Genomic DNA, 16,866 nt, shown 5'->3' with positions numbered 1-16,866 from the left:
TAGACAGTTAACGGCTGGACTTGGCGAAAACGATCTGATATTGCACGTCACCAATCGCGTCGGCCACCGGCCAACCGAACGATTTTTTGTTTGCTTGCGAATGCCATAATTCACACGGCAAAATAACCAACCAAAGGAACGGGATTCACGTGCAGGTACTAGTCCGCGACAACAACGTTGATCAGGCGCTTCGCGCTCTTAAGAAGAAGATGCAGCGCGAAGGCATTTTCCGCGAAATGAAGATGCGCGATTTTTACGAGAAGCCTTCCCAGAAGCGCGCTCGCGAAAAGGCTGAAGCTGTTCGTCGCGTTCGCAAGTTGGCACGTAAGCGCATGCAGCGCGAAGGTCTGATTGCAGGCCCACGTCCAGCAGCTGGCCGCACCTAAGGCCGTTTTTTAGACGTTATTGAATGCTTATGGGGCGGGGGCGATTTTTTCGCCGCCGCTCTTTGAGTTTATAGCTGTGAAACGGACGTGGTAAAGGGAACCCAAATCGCATGAACGCTGTTGATACCCGTGATTCCAGAAATCCGTTTGCAGTCTCAAACGGCGTATCCCAGAGAAAAAAAATGCGGCTTAGTTCTTCCCTGTTCGTCTGCGGAGTGCTCGTAACCCTTTCGGGCTGCGCTACGACGACACAAACGAATGACGTTTTCCAGTTGGACCGAGCTCAGGGCTCGTCAGAAAACATCACCTCGCTGACCTCGGTCATCAATGCCAACCCGCAAGACCCAGAAGGCTATAATGTCCGCGGCTCGGCCTACGGACGCTCTGGCGATTCCAAGCGTGCCATCGCAGATTTCGAGCGCGCATTGCAGCTCAATCCGCGTTTTTATCAGGCATATGCCAATCGCGCCCTCGTCTACCGCAACAGCGGACAGCAGCAGCTGGCCTTGCAGGACTACAACTCCGCGCTTCAGATCAATCCCAGCTATGATGTCGCATTGATCGGTCGGGGTAATCTTTATCGCCAGACAGGCCGCGTCAACGAAGCCTTCAACGATTTCTCCGCCGCCATCAATCTCGAGACGACGGATGGCCGTGCATGGCACAATCGTGGCCTGATCTATCAGCTGCGCAACCAGCACGCCCAGGCCATCGAAGACTTCTCGAAAGCCATCTCGCTGTCGCCGAACTCGCCAGAGCCTTACAACGGCCGTGGCATTTCCTACGTCGCCCTCAATGACGACGAAAACGCCTTCGCTGACTTCAATCACGCGATTGCGCTGAATGGTGATCTGGCCGAATCCTGGGCAAACCAGGCCCTGGTTTACGAGCGCCGCGGCGAAAAAGACAAGGCCGCCAAATCCTACGGCCACGCCGCCCGCCTCGACCCCAAATACAAGCCGGCCGTCGATGGCTTGGCCCGTACGCGCGGTGCAAGACCAGCGTAAACGACAGCAGTCATATACATAGAAAAAAGCCGGAAGCATCGCTCCCGGCTTTTTTATTGTGGAGCCCCCTCCCCAACCATCACATCCTCAAGCGGCGAGTTCTTGCGCCAATGCCCGCCCAGCCAAGCGTGCGATATGCAGCAGGCGGTCGAGGGCGAGCCCCCTGCGGGCCTTGGCGGAAAGACCTGTCATGGTAGTGCCGATGAAATCCGTCAGGCGTTCCGCCTCCTTCGGGTGGCGTTCGGCAATGTAGGCGCAGATGACACCCTCTGCAGCCGTGTGGAAGACACAAGCAGCCGCACGCGCTTCCTCGTCATTGCAACGCGTGCCTTCCAGCACAAGACAGCCGGCGGCTGTCGGATCGGCAGCATAGAGCCGAGCGGCTTCTTCCAGCAGCAACGCCAGGCATTCGGCCACCGGTCTGTCGGGTCGCAGGATATCGGCGAGAGGAATGGCACCTGTTGCTGCGTAGCGAGCTAAAACGCGGTCATAGAGGCCCGCCTTATTGCCGAAGGCCGCGTAAAAGCTGGGCGGATTGATGCCGAGCGCTTCTGTGACATCCGCCACGCTGACAGCGTCATAGCCACGCGCGTGGAACAGCTGTTGGGCAACGGCCACGCCCTGGTCGGGATCAAAACGGCGTGGACGGCCACGCGGGCGTACAGTATTTGTAGTGTTCATTACAAAAATCTCTTGACGAAAATATCCAGGCATTTATGTAGCATTCATTAAATTAATTCTCAAGGAGCCCAGATGTCAACTTTTCAAGGAAAATCCGTTCTGGTACTCGGTGGCAGCCGGGGTATCGGAGCAGCCATTGTGCGCCGGTTTGCAGCAGACGGTGCTGTCGTGACATTCACTTATGCGGGCTCCCGGGATGCGGCAGATCAGCTGGCTTCTGAGACGGGAAGCAAGGCAGTTTTGACAGACAGCGCCAACCGCGATGACGTCATTTCCCGGGTACGCGAAAGCGGCCCTCTGGACATATTGGTGGTCAATGCAGGGATAGCCATCTTCGGTGACGCTCTGGAACAGGATCCGGATGCGATAGACCGACTATTTCAGATCAATATCCAGGCACCCTATCACGCCTCGGTGGAGGCGGCACGCCAGATGCCTGACGGTGGACGGATCATCGTCATCGGCTCAGTCAATGGTGACCGGATGCCCGTCCCTGGCATGGCGTCCTATGCGGTCAGCAAGTCCGCCCTACAAGGCTTGGCGCGAGGGCTGGCGCGTGACTTTGGCCCCAGAGGAATCACGATCAACGTCGTCCAGCCGGGACCGGTCGATACCGACGCAAACCCGGAGAACGGCCCGATGAAAGACCTCATGCACAGCTTCATGGCCATCAAGCGCCATGGACGGCCTGAAGAAGTTGCGGGAATGGTCGCCTGGCTTGCAGGCCCCGAGGCCGGTTTCGTGACCGGGGCGATGCATACGATTGACGGTGCGTTTGGCGCTTGATGATGACACGCGAGGGAAGCCGAAGTCCGCGACCCTCGCCAGCAATACGCCCTACCCCCCCTCATCCCCATCAGCAATATACCCACCCGTCTGCCGCTGCCATAGCCGCGCGTAAAGCCCATCCCGCTCCAACAATGCCGCTGGCGCTCCCTCCTCCACGATCCGTCCCTTATCCAGCACGATGATCCGGTCCATCTGCGCGATGGTCGACAGGCGGTGGGCGATGGCGATCACCGTTTTCCCAGCGATCAGCACATCCAGCTTCTCCTGAATCGCCGCCTCCGATTCACTATCCAGCGAAGATGTCGCCTCATCGAGAATAAGGATGGGCGCGTCTTTCAAGAGCACGCGTGCAATGGCAACACGCTGGCGCTGGCCGCCCGATAGTTTCACGCCTCGGTCTCCCACGAATGCGTCGTAGCCGCTGCGCCCCTCGGCATCGGTCAATTCGGCGATAAAGCCGTCGGCCTGCGCTGCCTTTGCCGCCGCATTGATGGCTTCGGCGGAGGCATCCGGCTTACCGTAGCGAATATTGTCGCCCACGGAGCGGTGCAGCAGGGAAACATCCTGGGAGATGACGCCGATGCTTTCGCGCAGGCTGGCCTGTGTGACGAAGCGGATGCTTTGGCCGTCGATGAGAATGTCACCCTTATCCAGCTCGTAAAAGCGCAAAAGCAGGTTCACCAGCGTCGTCTTTCCCGCACCTGACAAGCCTACCAGTCCGACCTTTTCACCGGCAGCAACCTTGAGCGTCAAATCTTCGATCACCGTTTTTTCCGAACGGTAGGCAAAGCGAATATGATCGAAACTGATGTCTCCCCGCTTCACCAAAAGTGGCACGGCATGCGGCGCATCCACGATCGTCGGTGGCGTCGTCATGACAGGCATGGCATCACGAATGGTGCCGATGGCCTGAAAGATTTGCTGGCCCATATCCAGAAAGGCACGAGCATTTGCGGAAAGCCGCTGTGTCAGATAGATCGAGCCTGCGAACTGGCCGGTGGTCACAAAGCCATCGATCATGCCCCAAAAGCCGATGCCCAGCATAGCAATCCACAGACAGACACTGAGGAGAAGGATGTTCGACCGCGTGGTCAGATAAGCCCGTCGCTCCTTGTGCTGCGTCTCGATGACATCGCCGAACACCTTGCGTAGCATGCCCGCCTCGCTGTCTTCGGCGGCGAATTGCTTGACCATTTGTATATTGCCGTAGAGATCGGTCATCGACCCCACAAGCAGGCTGCGCTGCTTGGCGGAGCGTCGGCCCAGTTCCGAAAATTTCGGCACGGCGCGAACGGCAATCACGACACTGATGATGATCCAGATCAGCACTGTCAACGCAAGCGGCCATGCAACCGTGCTCAACAGGAAAAGCGAGCCGACGAATTGCATCAGAAAATACGGGATGGAGTAAAATCCCACGGCGACCTGTTGCTGAACCGCCGACGCCACCTGCGACAGACGTGAGGCAACCTGCCCGGCAAAGAGATCGTGAAAGAAGCGGATATCCTGACGCTCGACCGCCTTGTGCCCCTGCCACTGAATGGCTGCGGGCATGCCGACCCCCAGTGCTTGTGAGGACAAGGTGTTGGCTATGAACGCAAGGATTGGCTGCACGGGAAACAGCAAGAAAACCATGATCGCCAGGAGCGGCCAATCATTTTCCAGGAATGCCTTGGCACCCTGCGCCGTCACGCCATCGACGATGGCCGAGAAACTCCAGATCAGAAAGAGGTTGGTCGCCTCCATCAACATCGCAGACACGGAGATCGCGATGAGGACGCCGCGGAACATCCGCACAAAATACATCAGCAGGTGAAACGGCCCCTGCGGGGGCAGCGGCTTGTAGGGAATGTCAAGCGGTCGGATCAGCCGTTCGAACGGACGGTAGACGAAGTCTGAAAAAGCCATGGTACCCAACAGTAAAACTGAAAAGGAAAGGCGACTGCATTGGGAATCGCCGATATTTAACCATGAATTGCCATTTCAGACAAAAATTATCTTAGATTGTAAAAATAATATGGGCCGCGGGAGTTTTGCCTCCCGCCGCCACTCTCAATTCGGAAACTCAACGAAGCAGAACGAACCCGGCAATCGTCAGAATGAAAAACACGAGCGCGCCACCGAAAAAGCCGCCGGTAGTGAAAAAGCCGACAGCCATGGCAATCATCAGCACAGTGACCATAATGGTCACGTACTTGGTTGCGGACAGGAAGCCGTTATAGGTCTTTTCGTGCTCGGAATAATTCATCGGCGCACCGACTTCGGCTGGTCCTGTATGATGTTCGCTCATTCTCTTTCCCCTTCATAAATCCACGAGCTTGCCTGGTACTCCACGTGCGCGCGGCACGTTCCTCCCAAGGCAAGACATTGCAGAAAGCTCCGACACGAGACCTAACATGGACTGGCAGAAAAACGCAATGGATTGAGTAACAGCTGTCTGCTTGGATAGGATACTTCGAAAAACGTTGCGAAACAGTGCAGTCCAGCAACAGCCACAAGGCCAATTCTTTCGAAACACCCGGTTTACCTGAAGCAGCGCGCTATCGCAGTTGCATTTCTCAAAACCAACTCCTACACGAAAGAGTGTGGAGGACGTCCGAATCTTTGATCAGACACGCTGCCAGCATCGTCAGGTGCAGGCGGCAAAGGGCACCTCCCACCTATAATACCCGCAAAGGGATTCGAGGAGGGGAAAGAATGAAAGCTCTTCTAAAGCTGAGCGCCCTTATTGACTGGTTCAGTGAGGCGATGGGCAAGTTCGCAGGCTATCTGGTCCTGATCTGCTGCCTCGTCAGCGCTGGCAACGCGATTGTGCGTTACCTTTTCAATTACAGTTCGAACGGCTGGCTTGAAATCCAGTGGTACATGTTCGCCTTCATCGTTCTCGTCGGCGCGTCCTATACGCTGCGGATGAACGAACATGTGCGGGTCGACATCATCTATGGCGCGATTTCAGCGCGCACCCGCCTGTGGGTCGATATCATCGGCATCGTCTTCTTTCTGCTTCCCGCTTGCTTCGTTCTGGCGTGGTTGAGCTGGCCGATGTTCTGGCTCTCCTTGCAACAGAACGAGGTTTCGTCGAATGCAGGCGGGCTTATTCGCTGGCCGGTCAAGTTCATCATCTTTGCGGGCTTTGCACTGCTGGTCCTTCAGGGAATATCCGAACTGGTGAAGCGCATCGGCGCGCTGGGCGGGCTCTACCAGCTCGACACCAAATACGAAAAACCGCTCCAGTAATTTCACGGCTGACGGAAAGGATATTTCCATGTTCGAATACGGTATTCTGCCGCCGCTGATGTTCCTGGGCATGATCATCTTCATGCTCTACGGTTTTCCCGTGGCGTTTTCGCTTGCCTCCGTCGGGCTTCTGTTCGGCGTCATCGGCATTTTCACAGAGCATTTTTCGCCGGCTTTTCTTCAGGCACTGCCGCTTCGCATTTTCGGCATCATCTCCAATGATCTGCTGCTGGCCATTCCCTTCTTCACCTTCATGGGTGCCATATTGGAGCGATGCGGGCTGGCGGAAGATTTGCTGGAAGGCACCGGCAAACTGTTCGGTGCCATCCCTGGTGGCCTCGCCTATGCTGTCATCCTCGTCGGGGCCATCCTCGGTGCCATCACCGGCACGGTGGCAGCTTCGGTCATCACCATGGGCGTCATCTCGCTGCCCATCATGCTCAAATACGGTTACAATCCGCGCCTTGCCACCGGCGTCATCGCGGCGTCCGGCACCATCACGCAGGTCATCCCGCCATCGCTGGTACTGATCGTTCTGGCTGATCAGCTCGGAAAATCCGTGGGCGACATGTATCTCGGTGCGATCGGGCCATCGATCCTGCAGGTCACCATTTTCCTGCTGTTCATCTTCGTAATGTCGAAACTGCGCCCGAAGGACTTGCCCGCTTTGCCGCCGGAAGCGCGCGGAGAACTCAACCGCGCTCTGGTCTTCAAGGTGCTGGCAGGTATGGTTCCCTCCATCGTGCTGATCTTCCTTGTGCTCGGCACCATCTTCATGGGCCTTGCAACGCCAACGGAAGCGGGTGCGCTCGGTGTCGTCGGTGCCATGGCGCTGGCCGCCGCCCACCGTCGCCTGACATGGGATCTGGTCAAGCAGGGCATGCATTCCACCATGCACATCACGTCGATGGTGGTATTCATCCTCGTCGGTGCCACCTGCTTCAGCCTTGTCTTTCAGGGCATGGATGGTTCGCTGTGGATCGAACACATGCTGTCGGGCATTCCCGGAGGGCCCATTGGCTTCCTGATCTTCGTCAACATCTTCATCTTCTTCCTGGCTTTCTTCCTCGATTTCTTCGAAATCGCCTTCATCGTCATCCCGATGCTGGCCCCGATTGCGCAATCTCTCGGTATCGACCTCATCTGGTTCGGCGTGCTGATCTGCATCAACATGCAAACCAGCTTCATGCATCCGCCGTTTGGCTTTGCCCTGTTCTATCTGCGCTCCATCGCGCCACGTAGCGTCAAGACATCGGACATTTACATGGGCGCAATACCATGGCTTGGCATGCAGCTCATCCTCGTCGCTATCGTCATCTTCTGGCCGGAATCCGTCACCTACTGGCTGGACAAGGCACCGCAGGTCGACCTCAACACCATCAAGATCGACATCCCCGCCTTCGGCAATCAGGGCGGCAACACCATGCCGAATTTCGGCCTGCCACCCATGGACGGCGCACCCGCACAACCGGGCGGAAACGGCTTGCCGGGAATGCCGAACCTGAACGAGCCGCCGAAAATTGGTCCGTAAGGGAAACACTTGATGCGTGTGGACTGATGTATTATATTGGTGAAGTGGAAGGCAGGGTTGCTGCCCTACCTTTCTTTTGCCTATCTTGTAAAGAATGTGAACCGGACGGCTATCGACCAGCCCGTCCGGTTTTTCTTTATGATAAACGCAATACTCAGCGGTTTACGCATTGCATTACCTTCACAGTTGAAAAGCAAGGCCACTTGCCAAGGTCGGCGCGGCCCATCCCCGCCGATACTCCGTCTGGCCCCGGAGTGTACTGCTTCGCCATTCAACTTTCGCGACTATAGGATTGCGCCAGACGTTGTCGAGAAATTTTCAATCAAAAATAGCAAAATAAAAACCCGGACCTTTCGGTCCGGGCTTCATTTCCCTTGCGTCCTATGATCGCGTTCAGAGCTTACCGTTGCGCTGCTGGATCATCATGAAGGTATCGAACGTATATTCCGCCAGCTGCATCCACAGATACCCCTCGCGCTTGAACGCCACCTGGTCTTCATAAACCTTCTTGAAGTCTGGATTAACAGCTGAAATCTCGGCGTAGACTTCCAACGCTGCCTTGTAGCAAGCATCGAGAATGTCTTGACTGAATGGCCGCAGCGTCGCGCCTTCGGCCACGATCTGCTTGATCGCGGTCGGGTTCTTGGCATCGTATTTCGCCATCATATTGGTGTTGGCGAAGGCGCAAGCATCCTGCAACACGGCCTGATATTGCTTCGGCAGGGCGTTCCATTTGTCCAGATTGACGAAAGAATGGATGACCGGGCCACCTTCCCAGAAGGCCGGGTAATAGTAATATTTTGCCACCTTCTGGAAGCCCAGCTTGTGGTCGTCATAGGGTCCAACCCATTCCGCCGCATCGATGGTGCCCTTTTCGAGCGCCGGATAGATATCGCCACCGGCGATCTGCTGCGGCACAACACCCAGCTTCTCGACCACCTTGCCGGCAAGACCGGCAATGCGCATCTTCACGCCCTTGAAGTCTTCGACGGTGTTGATTTCCTTGCGGAACCAGCCGCCCATCTGCACGCCGGTATTGCCTGAGATCATGCCATAGAGATTGTGCTTGGCGTAGAATTCGTTCAGCAGCGTGTTGCCATTGCCCTCATAGAACCATGAGTTCGTCAGGCGCGCATTGAGCCCGAACGGAATGGCCGTGCCGATCGCGAATGTCGGGTCCTTGCCGACATAGTAGTAAGAGCATGTGTGGCACATCTCGACGGTGCCTGACGATACGGCATCGGCCGCCTGCAAACCCGGCACGATTTCACCGGCGGCGAATATCTGGATGTTGAAATTGCCATCGGTCGCTGCCGAGACATGATTGGCCACATCCTGCGCACCGCCAAAAATCGTATCCAGCGATTTCGGAAACGACGAGGTCAGACGCCACGTAATCTTGGTATTCTGTTGCGCGATGGCGGGTGCCGCCAGAACGGTTGCAGCGGCGGCTCCAGCACCGGAAACGGCACCTTTTTTAATGAATGAACGACGATCCATAAATATCCTCCCAGATACGAATCTTGTGCCTCAGCCGAATTCCCCTCCGCTATCAGGCATATCGCGAGCAAAGCACGGGTCTTTGACGCTGACAAGCATGTCGGTCAAGAATAGGTCCTGCCTTATACTTTAGAATGAAGAGATGAGCGCAAACCACGAATGCAAAGCTTGACGAATCCCCCCAAGGGCCTTCACAAGGTAGACATCGACTTCGGAGCCATCATGTCCAGACCCATCATCGCCATTCCCGCCGACATCAGATTTCTCGATGGTGCGGAGTGGCACGCGGCCCAAACGCAGTACCTGTCCGCTGCCCTTAATGTGGCCGACGTCATGTCCTTCATTGTCCCCGCTTTCGAGCAGGGCAACGACATCGATGCCATTCTGGACCGCGTCGACGGCCTCCTGGTTTCCGGCTCCGCCACCAACGTTCACCCATCCCTCTATGGCGCCGAAGCCAAAGATAGCGATGGCCCGTTCGATCCCGGTCGCGATGCCACCAGCCTGCCGCTCATTCGTCGCGCGATAGAGCGCGGCATTCCAATGCTGGCCATCTGCCGAGGCATTCAGGAATTGAATGTGGCACTGGGCGGCACGCTCGCCAGTGAAATTCAGGAACAACCCGGCAATTGGGACCACCGCAAACCCGCCGACGTCGATCGCGACGCAGCCTTCGCCATCCGCCAGCCCGTTTTCATCCGCGAAGGCTCCTGCATCGCGCAGCATCTGGGCCTCGCTGGTGAAGTGCAGATCAACTCCCTGCACCGCCAGGCCATCGCGCAGACGGCACCCCTGCTTCAGGTGGAAGCAACGGCGGAAGACGGCACCATCGAGGCGGTATCGGTCATCGACGCCAAGGGCTTCGCCGTCGGCGTGCAGTGGCACCCGGAATATTGGGCGCAGACCGATGCGCCGTCACGGGCGTTGTTCGAGGCGTTTGGGAGAGCTGTGCGGGAGTATCAGGCTGGGAAGGTTTGATTGAAGGATGCGGGCCTTATCTCTCCCCTTGTGGGAGAGAAAGCGATTTCAACATCTTAGCCAAAGGCTAAGTGTTAGAAATCGCAAGTGAGGGGTCTTCTCTCGGCGCAAGCGGCCAACCCCTCACCTGAAAAATCTATGACTTAGCTTTCAGCTAAGGTCATGATTTTTCTTCCTCTCCCACAAGGGGAGAGGTAACCACCCATTACCCCTTAACAGGCGTCTCAGCCACCGGCGTTACCACCTTGCGCTCACTCAACCATCCCAACACATTATCCGCCACCAAATCTGCCATCGCATTGCGCGTCGGCACCGAAGCCGATGCCACATGCGGCAGCAGGGTCACGTTTGGCAGCGACAAGAACCCTTCCGGCACCTTCGGCTCCGCGTAAAACACATCCAGACCAGCCGCCCCCAGCGTTCCATCCTGAAGCGCCTTCAGCAACGCATCTTCATCCACGCTGGAACCGCGCCCGACATTGATGAACACACCGTTGGAACCCAGCGCCGCAAGGATGTCTGCATTGATAGCCTTATGCGTTTCCGGCGTACCCGGCACAATGCAGATCAGCACGTCGACAGCATCGGCCATTTCCTTCAGCGAGCCGTAATAGGTGTAGGAAAGCTCCGACTTGCGGCTGCGCGTGTGGTAGCCGATCTCCACCTTGAACGGCTCCAGCCGCTTGGCGATTTCCTGGCCGATGCGGCCCATGCCGAACAGGCCGACCTTGCGGCCGCGCAGCGAAAAGGGCGAGAGCGCGAACGGCCCTTCGGACACCCATTTGCCTTCGCGAAGATATTTTTCCGCCTCGTAAAAACGCCTGACAGTGTTGATCAGCAGCGCAATCGTCGTATCCGCCACCTCGTCGTTCAAAACGTCGGGCGTGTTGGTGACGATGATGCCACGGGATGCGGCATGCTTCACATCAACGCCATCATAACCGACACCGAAATTGGCGACGACCTCGAGATTGGGCAGCGCATCCATCCACTTGGCATTGAAGCCACCGGACACGGCAACGGCGGTAACACGCTGCGCATCCTCGGCAGAAAGCGAAGGCTCAGGCCCCGCCGGTGCTTTCTTAATCTCCACCTTGCCGTCGAAGCGCTCGAGAACGCGTGGGTGGATTTTGCCCGGAACGAGAACGACGGCTTTGCTATCTGACATGCTTGTGTATCCTCCTGCTGTGCATGAGGCCAAGCTAGCCCATCGATTTACAAAGCGGAACCCAAAAAGCTACTTGCGCGGAACGCAGGGGCTGGTGGATTGGCGAATGCGCATTTCCGGCTTGATCAGGTGAATACCATCCGGCTCATGGCTGCCCGCCAGCCTGTCCAGCAGCGCCCGCGCCGCCAGTCGACCGACTTCCGCCTGACCGTTGGACACCGTCGTCAGCGCAGGCGTGGCAATGGCCGCTTCCTCCAGATCGTCATAGCCGGTCACCGAAATATCCTTGCCCGGCACGAAACCGGCGCGGGAAATACCGTTCATCAGGCCGATGGCGACAAGGTCGTTCCAGCACACGGCAGCCGTCGGTTTTTGCGGCAGGGAAAGGAAGTTCACCGCAGCCTCAAACCCGCCCTGCTTGGAGCGCGCACCGGGAATGCGCAGGTTCGGGTCCACTTCGATGCCCGCCTTGCGCAGCGCATTGACGTAGCCCTGATACCGGTCGCGACCCGTGGATGTCTGGTCCGTCCCGCCCACCATGGCGATGGTCCGGTGGCCAAGGCTGATCAGGTGGTTGGTGGCCAGCGAAATACCGTAGCTGTCATCGCCCCGGAAGGTCGGCATATCCACGCCATCCATGGAACGCGCCACGAGAATGGCGGGCATGCCGTTTTCCTCGGCCAGCGTCATATCCTCCAGCGGCGTGCCGATGGCAGGCGACATGATGATGCCGTCACTGCCAAGCTGCAGCAGCGTCTCGATGAAGGTGCGTTGCTTCTCGACCGAATCGTAATGGTTGGACAGAATGAAGGTCTGGCGGCTGCGATCCAGCTCGCTTTCGATGGCTTTCAGAATTTCCCCGTAAAACGGGTTCATCACATCATGGAAAACCACCCCGATAATGCCGGAACGAGAGGTGCGCAGACTGGCGGCACGGCGGTTATAAATATAACCCAGCGCGCGCGCCTGTATCTTGATTTTTTCCCGCGTATCGCCTGCCACCAGCGGGCTGTCACGCAACGCCAGCGAGATCGTCGCGGTCGAAAGTCCAAGACTTTCAGCAATAGTTGATAGCTTGATTTTTTGCGCCACAGCACCCTCCCACGGTCACGCAAGCCGCCTCCGCAGCCTTTAAATTGTGACTAAACAATTTAAACAAAACGCGCAACAATTTTAAGGGATTCAAAGCGATCGATAAGAGAGATTCAAAATTTTAATCGATTGATTCAAAAGACTGCAAATTCGCATCGATGGCGCGCAGCAATTTGACCACCGTTTTCACCTCTTTGGCGGACAATCCATCCACGGCACGCGTGTTGCAATCGGCCAGAGACGTGTTGATGTGCTCGACGCTTTTCAGGCCCGCCTCGGTCAGCTTCACCATGGTCAACCGCCCGTCGCCATCACCGGCACTGCGCTCGACAAAGCCTTGCGCCTCCATCCGGCCAATCGTGCGGGTCATGGTCGGCGCCTTGACGCCCAGTTTCTGGGCAATCTGCCCCGGCGTCATGCTGCCTTCCTGCGCTAGTGCCAGGATCACGCCATCCTGGCCCGCATAAAGACCGCTGGCTGCAAGATTGTGGCTCAGCGCCGTGCGCATGGAGCGGGCCGCCTGCGTAATGGACTGGGCCAGTTCTTCCGGGTTGAACGGCAAGTCCTTCTTTTTGCCAGACTTGGCTTTCTTCTCAGACTTGCTCTTTTTAGCCAGCTTATCCTTGCTCATCAGCAAATGCCTTTCCTGAAGTCCCGGACGACGATATGTTCTTGGTAACACTTAACGAATGCAGGCGCAGATCGCCAGATGTCTGACACATATACGCATATTCACGACAATAACGTAACAGCCGCACCTTACGCGCAAAACGAGATCATCTCCGTGCTGCCTTTGGGCGCGCATGAGCAGCATGGGCCGCACCTGCCGTTCGAGACGGATACGCTGATCGTTGAGGGCATCGTAGATCGGTTGAAACAGGCGCTTGCCCCCAACACGCCCATCCATTTCCTGCCTTCAGAACCGGTCGGCTATTCCATCGAGCACATGGATGTCTCAGGCACAAAGACGCTTTCCTTCGATGAGGCTGTCCACCGTTGGCTTGGCATTGCCGAGGCCCAGCACAACAAGGGCATCCGCAAATTCGTGATGCTCAACGCCCATGGCGGCAATTCCCCGCTGATGACCGTCGTCGCCACGGAAGCACGGGTGCGGTTCGATATGCTGGCGGTCGCCACCAGCTGGACCCGTTTCGGCATGCCGCAGGGCATCATCACCCCGGAAGATAAGGCCATCGATATCCACGGCGGCGATATCGAAACCTCTGTTATGCTAGCCCTCCACCCTGAATTGGCACGGATGGAAAACGCCGAAAACTTCGCGTCGAAACAGTCCGAATTCACACGACGGTTCAAACACCTGCGCGCCTATGGTCCACACGCCTTCGGCTGGCGCATGTCGGACCTGAATCCACAGGGCGTTGCGGGCAATGCCGCCGCCGCCAGTGCCGAAAAGGGTGAAGCGATCATCGCCCATGCGGTCGCAGGCTTGCTGGAGCTTTTGGAGGACGTATCCGCCTTCGACATGAATTTGCTTGAAAGCTCGGATCAAAAATCTTCGGCAAATTCTCTTTGAACTCACTTCGCCACACGCCTATATGAACGACAACGCATTCAAAGCCGCGTCGCGGCCCATTACCTTCAGAGGTTTCTCATGACCGAAGCAGCACCAACCATCAAGCCAATCCCCGTCACCGTGTTGACCGGTTATCTGGGCGCGGGCAAAACCACGCTTCTCAACCGCATCCTGTCGGAAAACCACGGCAAGAAATACGCCGTCATCGTCAATGAATTCGGCGAAATCGGCATCGATAACGATCTCATCGTCGAGTCCGACGAAGAAATCTACGAAATGAACAATGGCTGCGTCTGCTGCACCGTGCGCGGCGACCTTATCCGCGTGGTTGAAGGCCTGATGCGCCGCCCCGGCCGTTTCGATGGCATCATTGTAGAGACCACCGGCCTTGCCGATCCCGTTCCCGTCGCCCAGACGTTCTTTATGGATGACGATGTGCGCGCCAAGACAGAGCTCGATGCCGTCATCGCGCTGGTGGATGCCAAGCACTTGCCGCTGCGCCTGAAGGACAGCCGCGAGGCCGAAGACCAGATCGCCTTTGCCGATGTGGTCGTCATCAACAAGACCGATCTCGTCACGCCGCAGGAACTGGCCGTCATCGAAGATGTCGTTCGCGCCATCAACCCATCGGCCCGCATCCACAAGACCAGCCGCTCCGGCGTCGATCTTGCCCACGTGCTCAATCAGGGCGCGTTCAACCTGGAACGCGCATTGGAAAACGATCCGCACTTCCTCGAGCAGGAACATGACGACCACGTCTGCGGCCCCGATTGCGGACATGACCATAGCCATGATCACCATCATCACGACCATAGCCACGGGCATGATCATGACCACCATGGCCACGACCACCACGATCATGGGCATCACCACGCCCCCTCACCCATCCATGATGTAACGGTCCAGTCCGTGTCGCTGCGCGGCGGTGAGATGAATGCCGAGCGTTTCTTCCCGTGGATTCAGAAGGTCACCCAGACCGACGGCCCGAAAATTCTGCGCCTCAAGGGCATCATCGCTTTCAAGGACGATGCTGAGCGTTACGTCGTCCAGGGCGTCCACATGATCATCGAAGGTGACCATCAGCGGGCATGGAAAGACGGCGAAAAGCGCGAAAGCCGTCTCGTCTTCATCGGCCGCGATCTCGACCGCGAAAAGCTGGAAAACAGCTTTAATGCGTGTGTCGCTGCGGCTTGATTGCTCCGAACTTGCCTCCGTCATCCCGCACTTGATGCGGGATCCAGTGCGATCAAGTCCTTGATCGCAAAAGACTCTTCAGGCCGCTCAGACGCGCGGCAACTGGACCCCGGCTCAAGGCCGGGGTGACGGAAGAGTGAACGGCTTGCCCAGACGCTTATAAAAACCAAAGGCCAACGCGCCTGCCTGACGACAGAAAGACCCAACACCCATGCCCACCGTTGCCCCTCTTGACCTTGAAGGCCACGTCGTCGCGACGCATTTTCTGGGGGAAATCCCGCTCTTTGCCACAGCTGCCGGCAGCATTCACCGGTTGGATGGTGGCGAGAAGGTCATCGAGGCGCATCAGGGCCTGCTCACCTGCATCCGTGATCCCCACAGCGCAACGCTGCTCACCGGCGGCGAAGATGGCAAGGTGCTGCGCATCGGCCATGATGGCACGGTGACCGAGCTTGCCCATGTGCCACGCAAATGGATCAGCGTTGTCGCAGGCGGTCCGCAAAATGCCATCGCCTACGGAGTCGGCAAGTCCAGCTTCGTGCGTCTGGGTGATGGCACGGTCAAGGAATTCAAGGAAGAACGCACGGTCGAGGCCATCGCTTTTGCGCCGAAGGGTCTGCGCATCGCGGCCGCCCGCTACAACGGCGTGACGCTGCACTGGGTGGCGAGCGCTGGCGATCCGATTGATCTCGACTGGAAGGGTGCCCATACCGGTGTCACCTTCTCGGCAGACGGCAAATTCCTCGTTACCACCATGCAGGAAAACGCCCTGCACGGCTGGAAGATGGAAGCCACCAAGGGTGGCATGGAAACGCGCCACATGCGCATGACCGGCTATCCCGCCAAGGTCAAATCCATCTCCTGGTCGCACAAGGGCAAATGGCTCGCCTCATCCGGCGCGCCCGCAGCCATCGTCTGGCCGTTCTCCGGCAAGGATGGCCCCATGGGCAAGGCCCCGCTGGAGCTCGGCACCCGCGCCAACATCATGGTCACCCATGTCGCATTCCACCCACTGGACGAAGTGCTGGCGGTCGGCTTTGCCGACGGCATGATCCTCGGTGTGCGTCTGGCCGATCAGAAGGAAGCGCTGCTACGCCGCCCTGGCAAGGGTGCCATCACCTCCATGGACTGGAGCAACAACGGCAACCTGCTAGCCTTCGCGTCGGAAGCAGGCGATTGCGGCATCATCGATATTACGGCGTAAAACCCCATCGCAATTTCGTTGAAATCGACCATAGTCCTTACGCTAACGGGTATAGTTGCCCCGATTGCCATGCCGGAGGACGTCGATGGATATGAGAAGGCCAAGACTGTGCATTGAGCTTTTTGTGGCAGATATCGCCCGGTCGAAGAGCTTTTATACGAGCGTGCTGGATTTTACTGCTGGGCCAGAGGGTTATGGTGGCTATACGCCTCTGTCCAAGGGTGACATCCGCTTGGCTCTGAACAAGAACGATGCCCTGCCAGAGGATCATCCGGCAAAAGTGGCGACTGATGAACGCGCCGGTCGGGGCGTGGAGATCGTCATCGAAGTCAATGAGCTTCAATCCTTATACGACCGGGTAAAGGCAAGCGGATGGCCAATTTCCGGTGATCTTACCACCCATCCATGGGGCATAACCGATTTCCGGATCGTTGACCCGGACGGGTATTATTTAAGGCTATCCAACACAGCGTAGGGTGCCATCATCGCCATGTACCGCGAAAAAAGGAGAGCCTTTCGGCTCCCCTTCCGCAACTCTCTCAGCAGATAATTGGCCTTTTTGCGC

General features: G+C 57.3%; 17 protein-coding genes. 10 read left to right on the top strand and 7 right to left on the bottom strand.

The window, feature by feature from the left end:
- Nucleotides 1-149 precede the first annotated feature (149 nt).
- A complete protein-coding gene (gene rpsU / locus CPJ18_RS03625; protein WP_077106682.1) occupies nucleotides 150-386 on the top strand; it encodes a 30S ribosomal protein S21 in 237 nt (78 codons plus the stop codon).
- A 110-nt stretch (nucleotides 387-496) separates the two neighbouring features.
- Complete coding sequence (locus CPJ18_RS03620; RefSeq protein ID WP_103657086.1) at nucleotides 497-1,393, top strand: tetratricopeptide repeat protein; 897 nt, start codon at nucleotides 497-499, stop codon at nucleotides 1,391-1,393.
- 87 nt (nucleotides 1,394-1,480) lie between these two features.
- On the opposite strand, the gene CPJ18_RS03615 is transcribed toward CPJ18_RS03620, so the two are convergent.
- On the bottom strand, nucleotides 1,481-2,074 hold the full coding sequence (locus CPJ18_RS03615; RefSeq protein ID WP_103657085.1) for a TetR/AcrR family transcriptional regulator: 594 nt from the start codon (nucleotides 2,072-2,074) through the stop codon (nucleotides 1,481-1,483).
- A 72-nt stretch (nucleotides 2,075-2,146) separates the two neighbouring features.
- On the opposite strand from CPJ18_RS03615, the gene bdcA reads away from it, so the two are divergent.
- Nucleotides 2,147-2,860: an SDR family oxidoreductase gene (bdcA, locus tag CPJ18_RS03610; protein WP_077120395.1), complete on the top strand. Its 714-nt coding sequence runs from the start codon at nucleotides 2,147-2,149 to the stop codon at nucleotides 2,858-2,860.
- Between the two features lie 51 nt (nucleotides 2,861-2,911).
- Here bdcA and CPJ18_RS03605 read toward each other — a convergent pair whose 3' ends face one another.
- Nucleotides 2,912-4,771: an ABC transporter ATP-binding protein gene (locus tag CPJ18_RS03605; RefSeq protein ID WP_103657084.1), complete on the bottom strand. Its 1,860-nt coding sequence runs from the start codon at nucleotides 4,769-4,771 to the stop codon at nucleotides 2,912-2,914.
- Nucleotides 4,772-4,928: 157 nt separating this feature from the next.
- Entirely contained in the window at nucleotides 4,929-5,153 is a 225-nt protein-coding gene (locus tag CPJ18_RS03600) for an aa3-type cytochrome c oxidase subunit IV (protein WP_077106677.1), read from the bottom strand.
- 407 nt (nucleotides 5,154-5,560) lie between these two features.
- On the opposite strand from CPJ18_RS03600, the gene CPJ18_RS03595 reads away from it, so the two are divergent.
- Nucleotides 5,561-6,100, top strand: a complete 540-nt coding sequence (locus tag CPJ18_RS03595; protein WP_103586579.1) for a TRAP transporter small permease subunit — start codon at nucleotides 5,561-5,563, stop codon at nucleotides 6,098-6,100.
- A 28-nt stretch (nucleotides 6,101-6,128) separates the two neighbouring features.
- Nucleotides 6,129-7,631: a TRAP transporter large permease gene (locus tag CPJ18_RS03590; protein ID WP_077106675.1), complete on the top strand. Its 1,503-nt coding sequence runs from the start codon at nucleotides 6,129-6,131 to the stop codon at nucleotides 7,629-7,631.
- 393 nt (nucleotides 7,632-8,024) lie between these two features.
- Here CPJ18_RS03590 and CPJ18_RS03585 read toward each other — a convergent pair whose 3' ends face one another.
- Nucleotides 8,025-9,131 carry a TRAP transporter substrate-binding protein gene (locus CPJ18_RS03585; RefSeq protein WP_077106674.1) on the bottom strand — a complete coding sequence of 369 codons (1,107 nt, stop codon included), beginning with the start codon at nucleotides 9,129-9,131 and terminating at the stop codon, nucleotides 8,025-8,027.
- 222 nt (nucleotides 9,132-9,353) lie between these two features.
- Here CPJ18_RS03585 and CPJ18_RS03580 point away from each other — a divergent pair, with 222 nt between their 5' ends.
- Nucleotides 9,354-10,109: a gamma-glutamyl-gamma-aminobutyrate hydrolase family protein gene (locus CPJ18_RS03580; protein ID WP_103657342.1), complete on the top strand. Its 756-nt coding sequence runs from the start codon at nucleotides 9,354-9,356 to the stop codon at nucleotides 10,107-10,109.
- 205 nt (nucleotides 10,110-10,314) lie between these two features.
- On the opposite strand, the gene CPJ18_RS03575 is transcribed toward CPJ18_RS03580, so the two are convergent.
- From CPJ18_RS03575 to CPJ18_RS03565, 3 genes are all read right to left on the bottom strand, one after another.
- Nucleotides 10,315-11,277 carry a 2-hydroxyacid dehydrogenase gene (locus tag CPJ18_RS03575; protein WP_103657083.1) on the bottom strand — a complete coding sequence of 321 codons (963 nt, stop codon included), beginning with the start codon at nucleotides 11,275-11,277 and terminating at the stop codon, nucleotides 10,315-10,317.
- Nucleotides 11,278-11,346: 69 nt separating this feature from the next.
- Nucleotides 11,347-12,369, bottom strand: a complete 1,023-nt coding sequence (locus CPJ18_RS03570) for a LacI family DNA-binding transcriptional regulator (RefSeq protein WP_067651002.1) — start codon at nucleotides 12,367-12,369, stop codon at nucleotides 11,347-11,349.
- 121 nt (nucleotides 12,370-12,490) lie between these two features.
- Nucleotides 12,491-13,000 carry a MarR family winged helix-turn-helix transcriptional regulator gene (locus tag CPJ18_RS03565; RefSeq protein ID WP_077106671.1) on the bottom strand — a complete coding sequence of 170 codons (510 nt, stop codon included), beginning with the start codon at nucleotides 12,998-13,000 and terminating at the stop codon, nucleotides 12,491-12,493.
- A 78-nt stretch (nucleotides 13,001-13,078) separates the two neighbouring features.
- On the opposite strand from CPJ18_RS03565, the gene CPJ18_RS03560 reads away from it, so the two are divergent.
- The 4 genes from CPJ18_RS03560 (at nucleotide 13,079) to CPJ18_RS03545 (ending at nucleotide 16,776) form a co-directional block, all read left to right on the top strand.
- Nucleotides 13,079-13,903: a creatininase family protein gene (locus CPJ18_RS03560; protein ID WP_103657082.1), complete on the top strand. Its 825-nt coding sequence runs from the start codon at nucleotides 13,079-13,081 to the stop codon at nucleotides 13,901-13,903.
- A gap of 78 nt (nucleotides 13,904-13,981) precedes the next feature.
- A complete protein-coding gene (locus CPJ18_RS03555; RefSeq protein ID WP_103586572.1) occupies nucleotides 13,982-15,097 on the top strand; it encodes a CobW family GTP-binding protein in 1,116 nt (371 codons plus the stop codon).
- Nucleotides 15,098-15,308: 211 nt separating this feature from the next.
- Nucleotides 15,309-16,301 carry a WD40 repeat domain-containing protein gene (locus tag CPJ18_RS03550; RefSeq protein WP_103657081.1) on the top strand — a complete coding sequence of 331 codons (993 nt, stop codon included), beginning with the start codon at nucleotides 15,309-15,311 and terminating at the stop codon, nucleotides 16,299-16,301.
- A gap of 85 nt (nucleotides 16,302-16,386) precedes the next feature.
- Nucleotides 16,387-16,776, top strand: coding sequence for a VOC family protein (locus CPJ18_RS03545; RefSeq protein ID WP_103657080.1), 390 nt, complete (start codon nucleotides 16,387-16,389; stop codon nucleotides 16,774-16,776).
- The last annotated feature ends 90 nt before the right edge of the window (nucleotides 16,777-16,866 follow it).

The sequence above is a fragment of the Agrobacterium rosae genome, from assembly GCF_002915175.1.
Taxonomy (GTDB): domain Bacteria; phylum Pseudomonadota; class Alphaproteobacteria; order Rhizobiales; family Rhizobiaceae; genus Agrobacterium; species Agrobacterium rosae.
The sequence above is the reverse complement of the archived record's forward strand: the minus strand, read 5'-3'. Positions and strand labels throughout refer to the sequence as shown.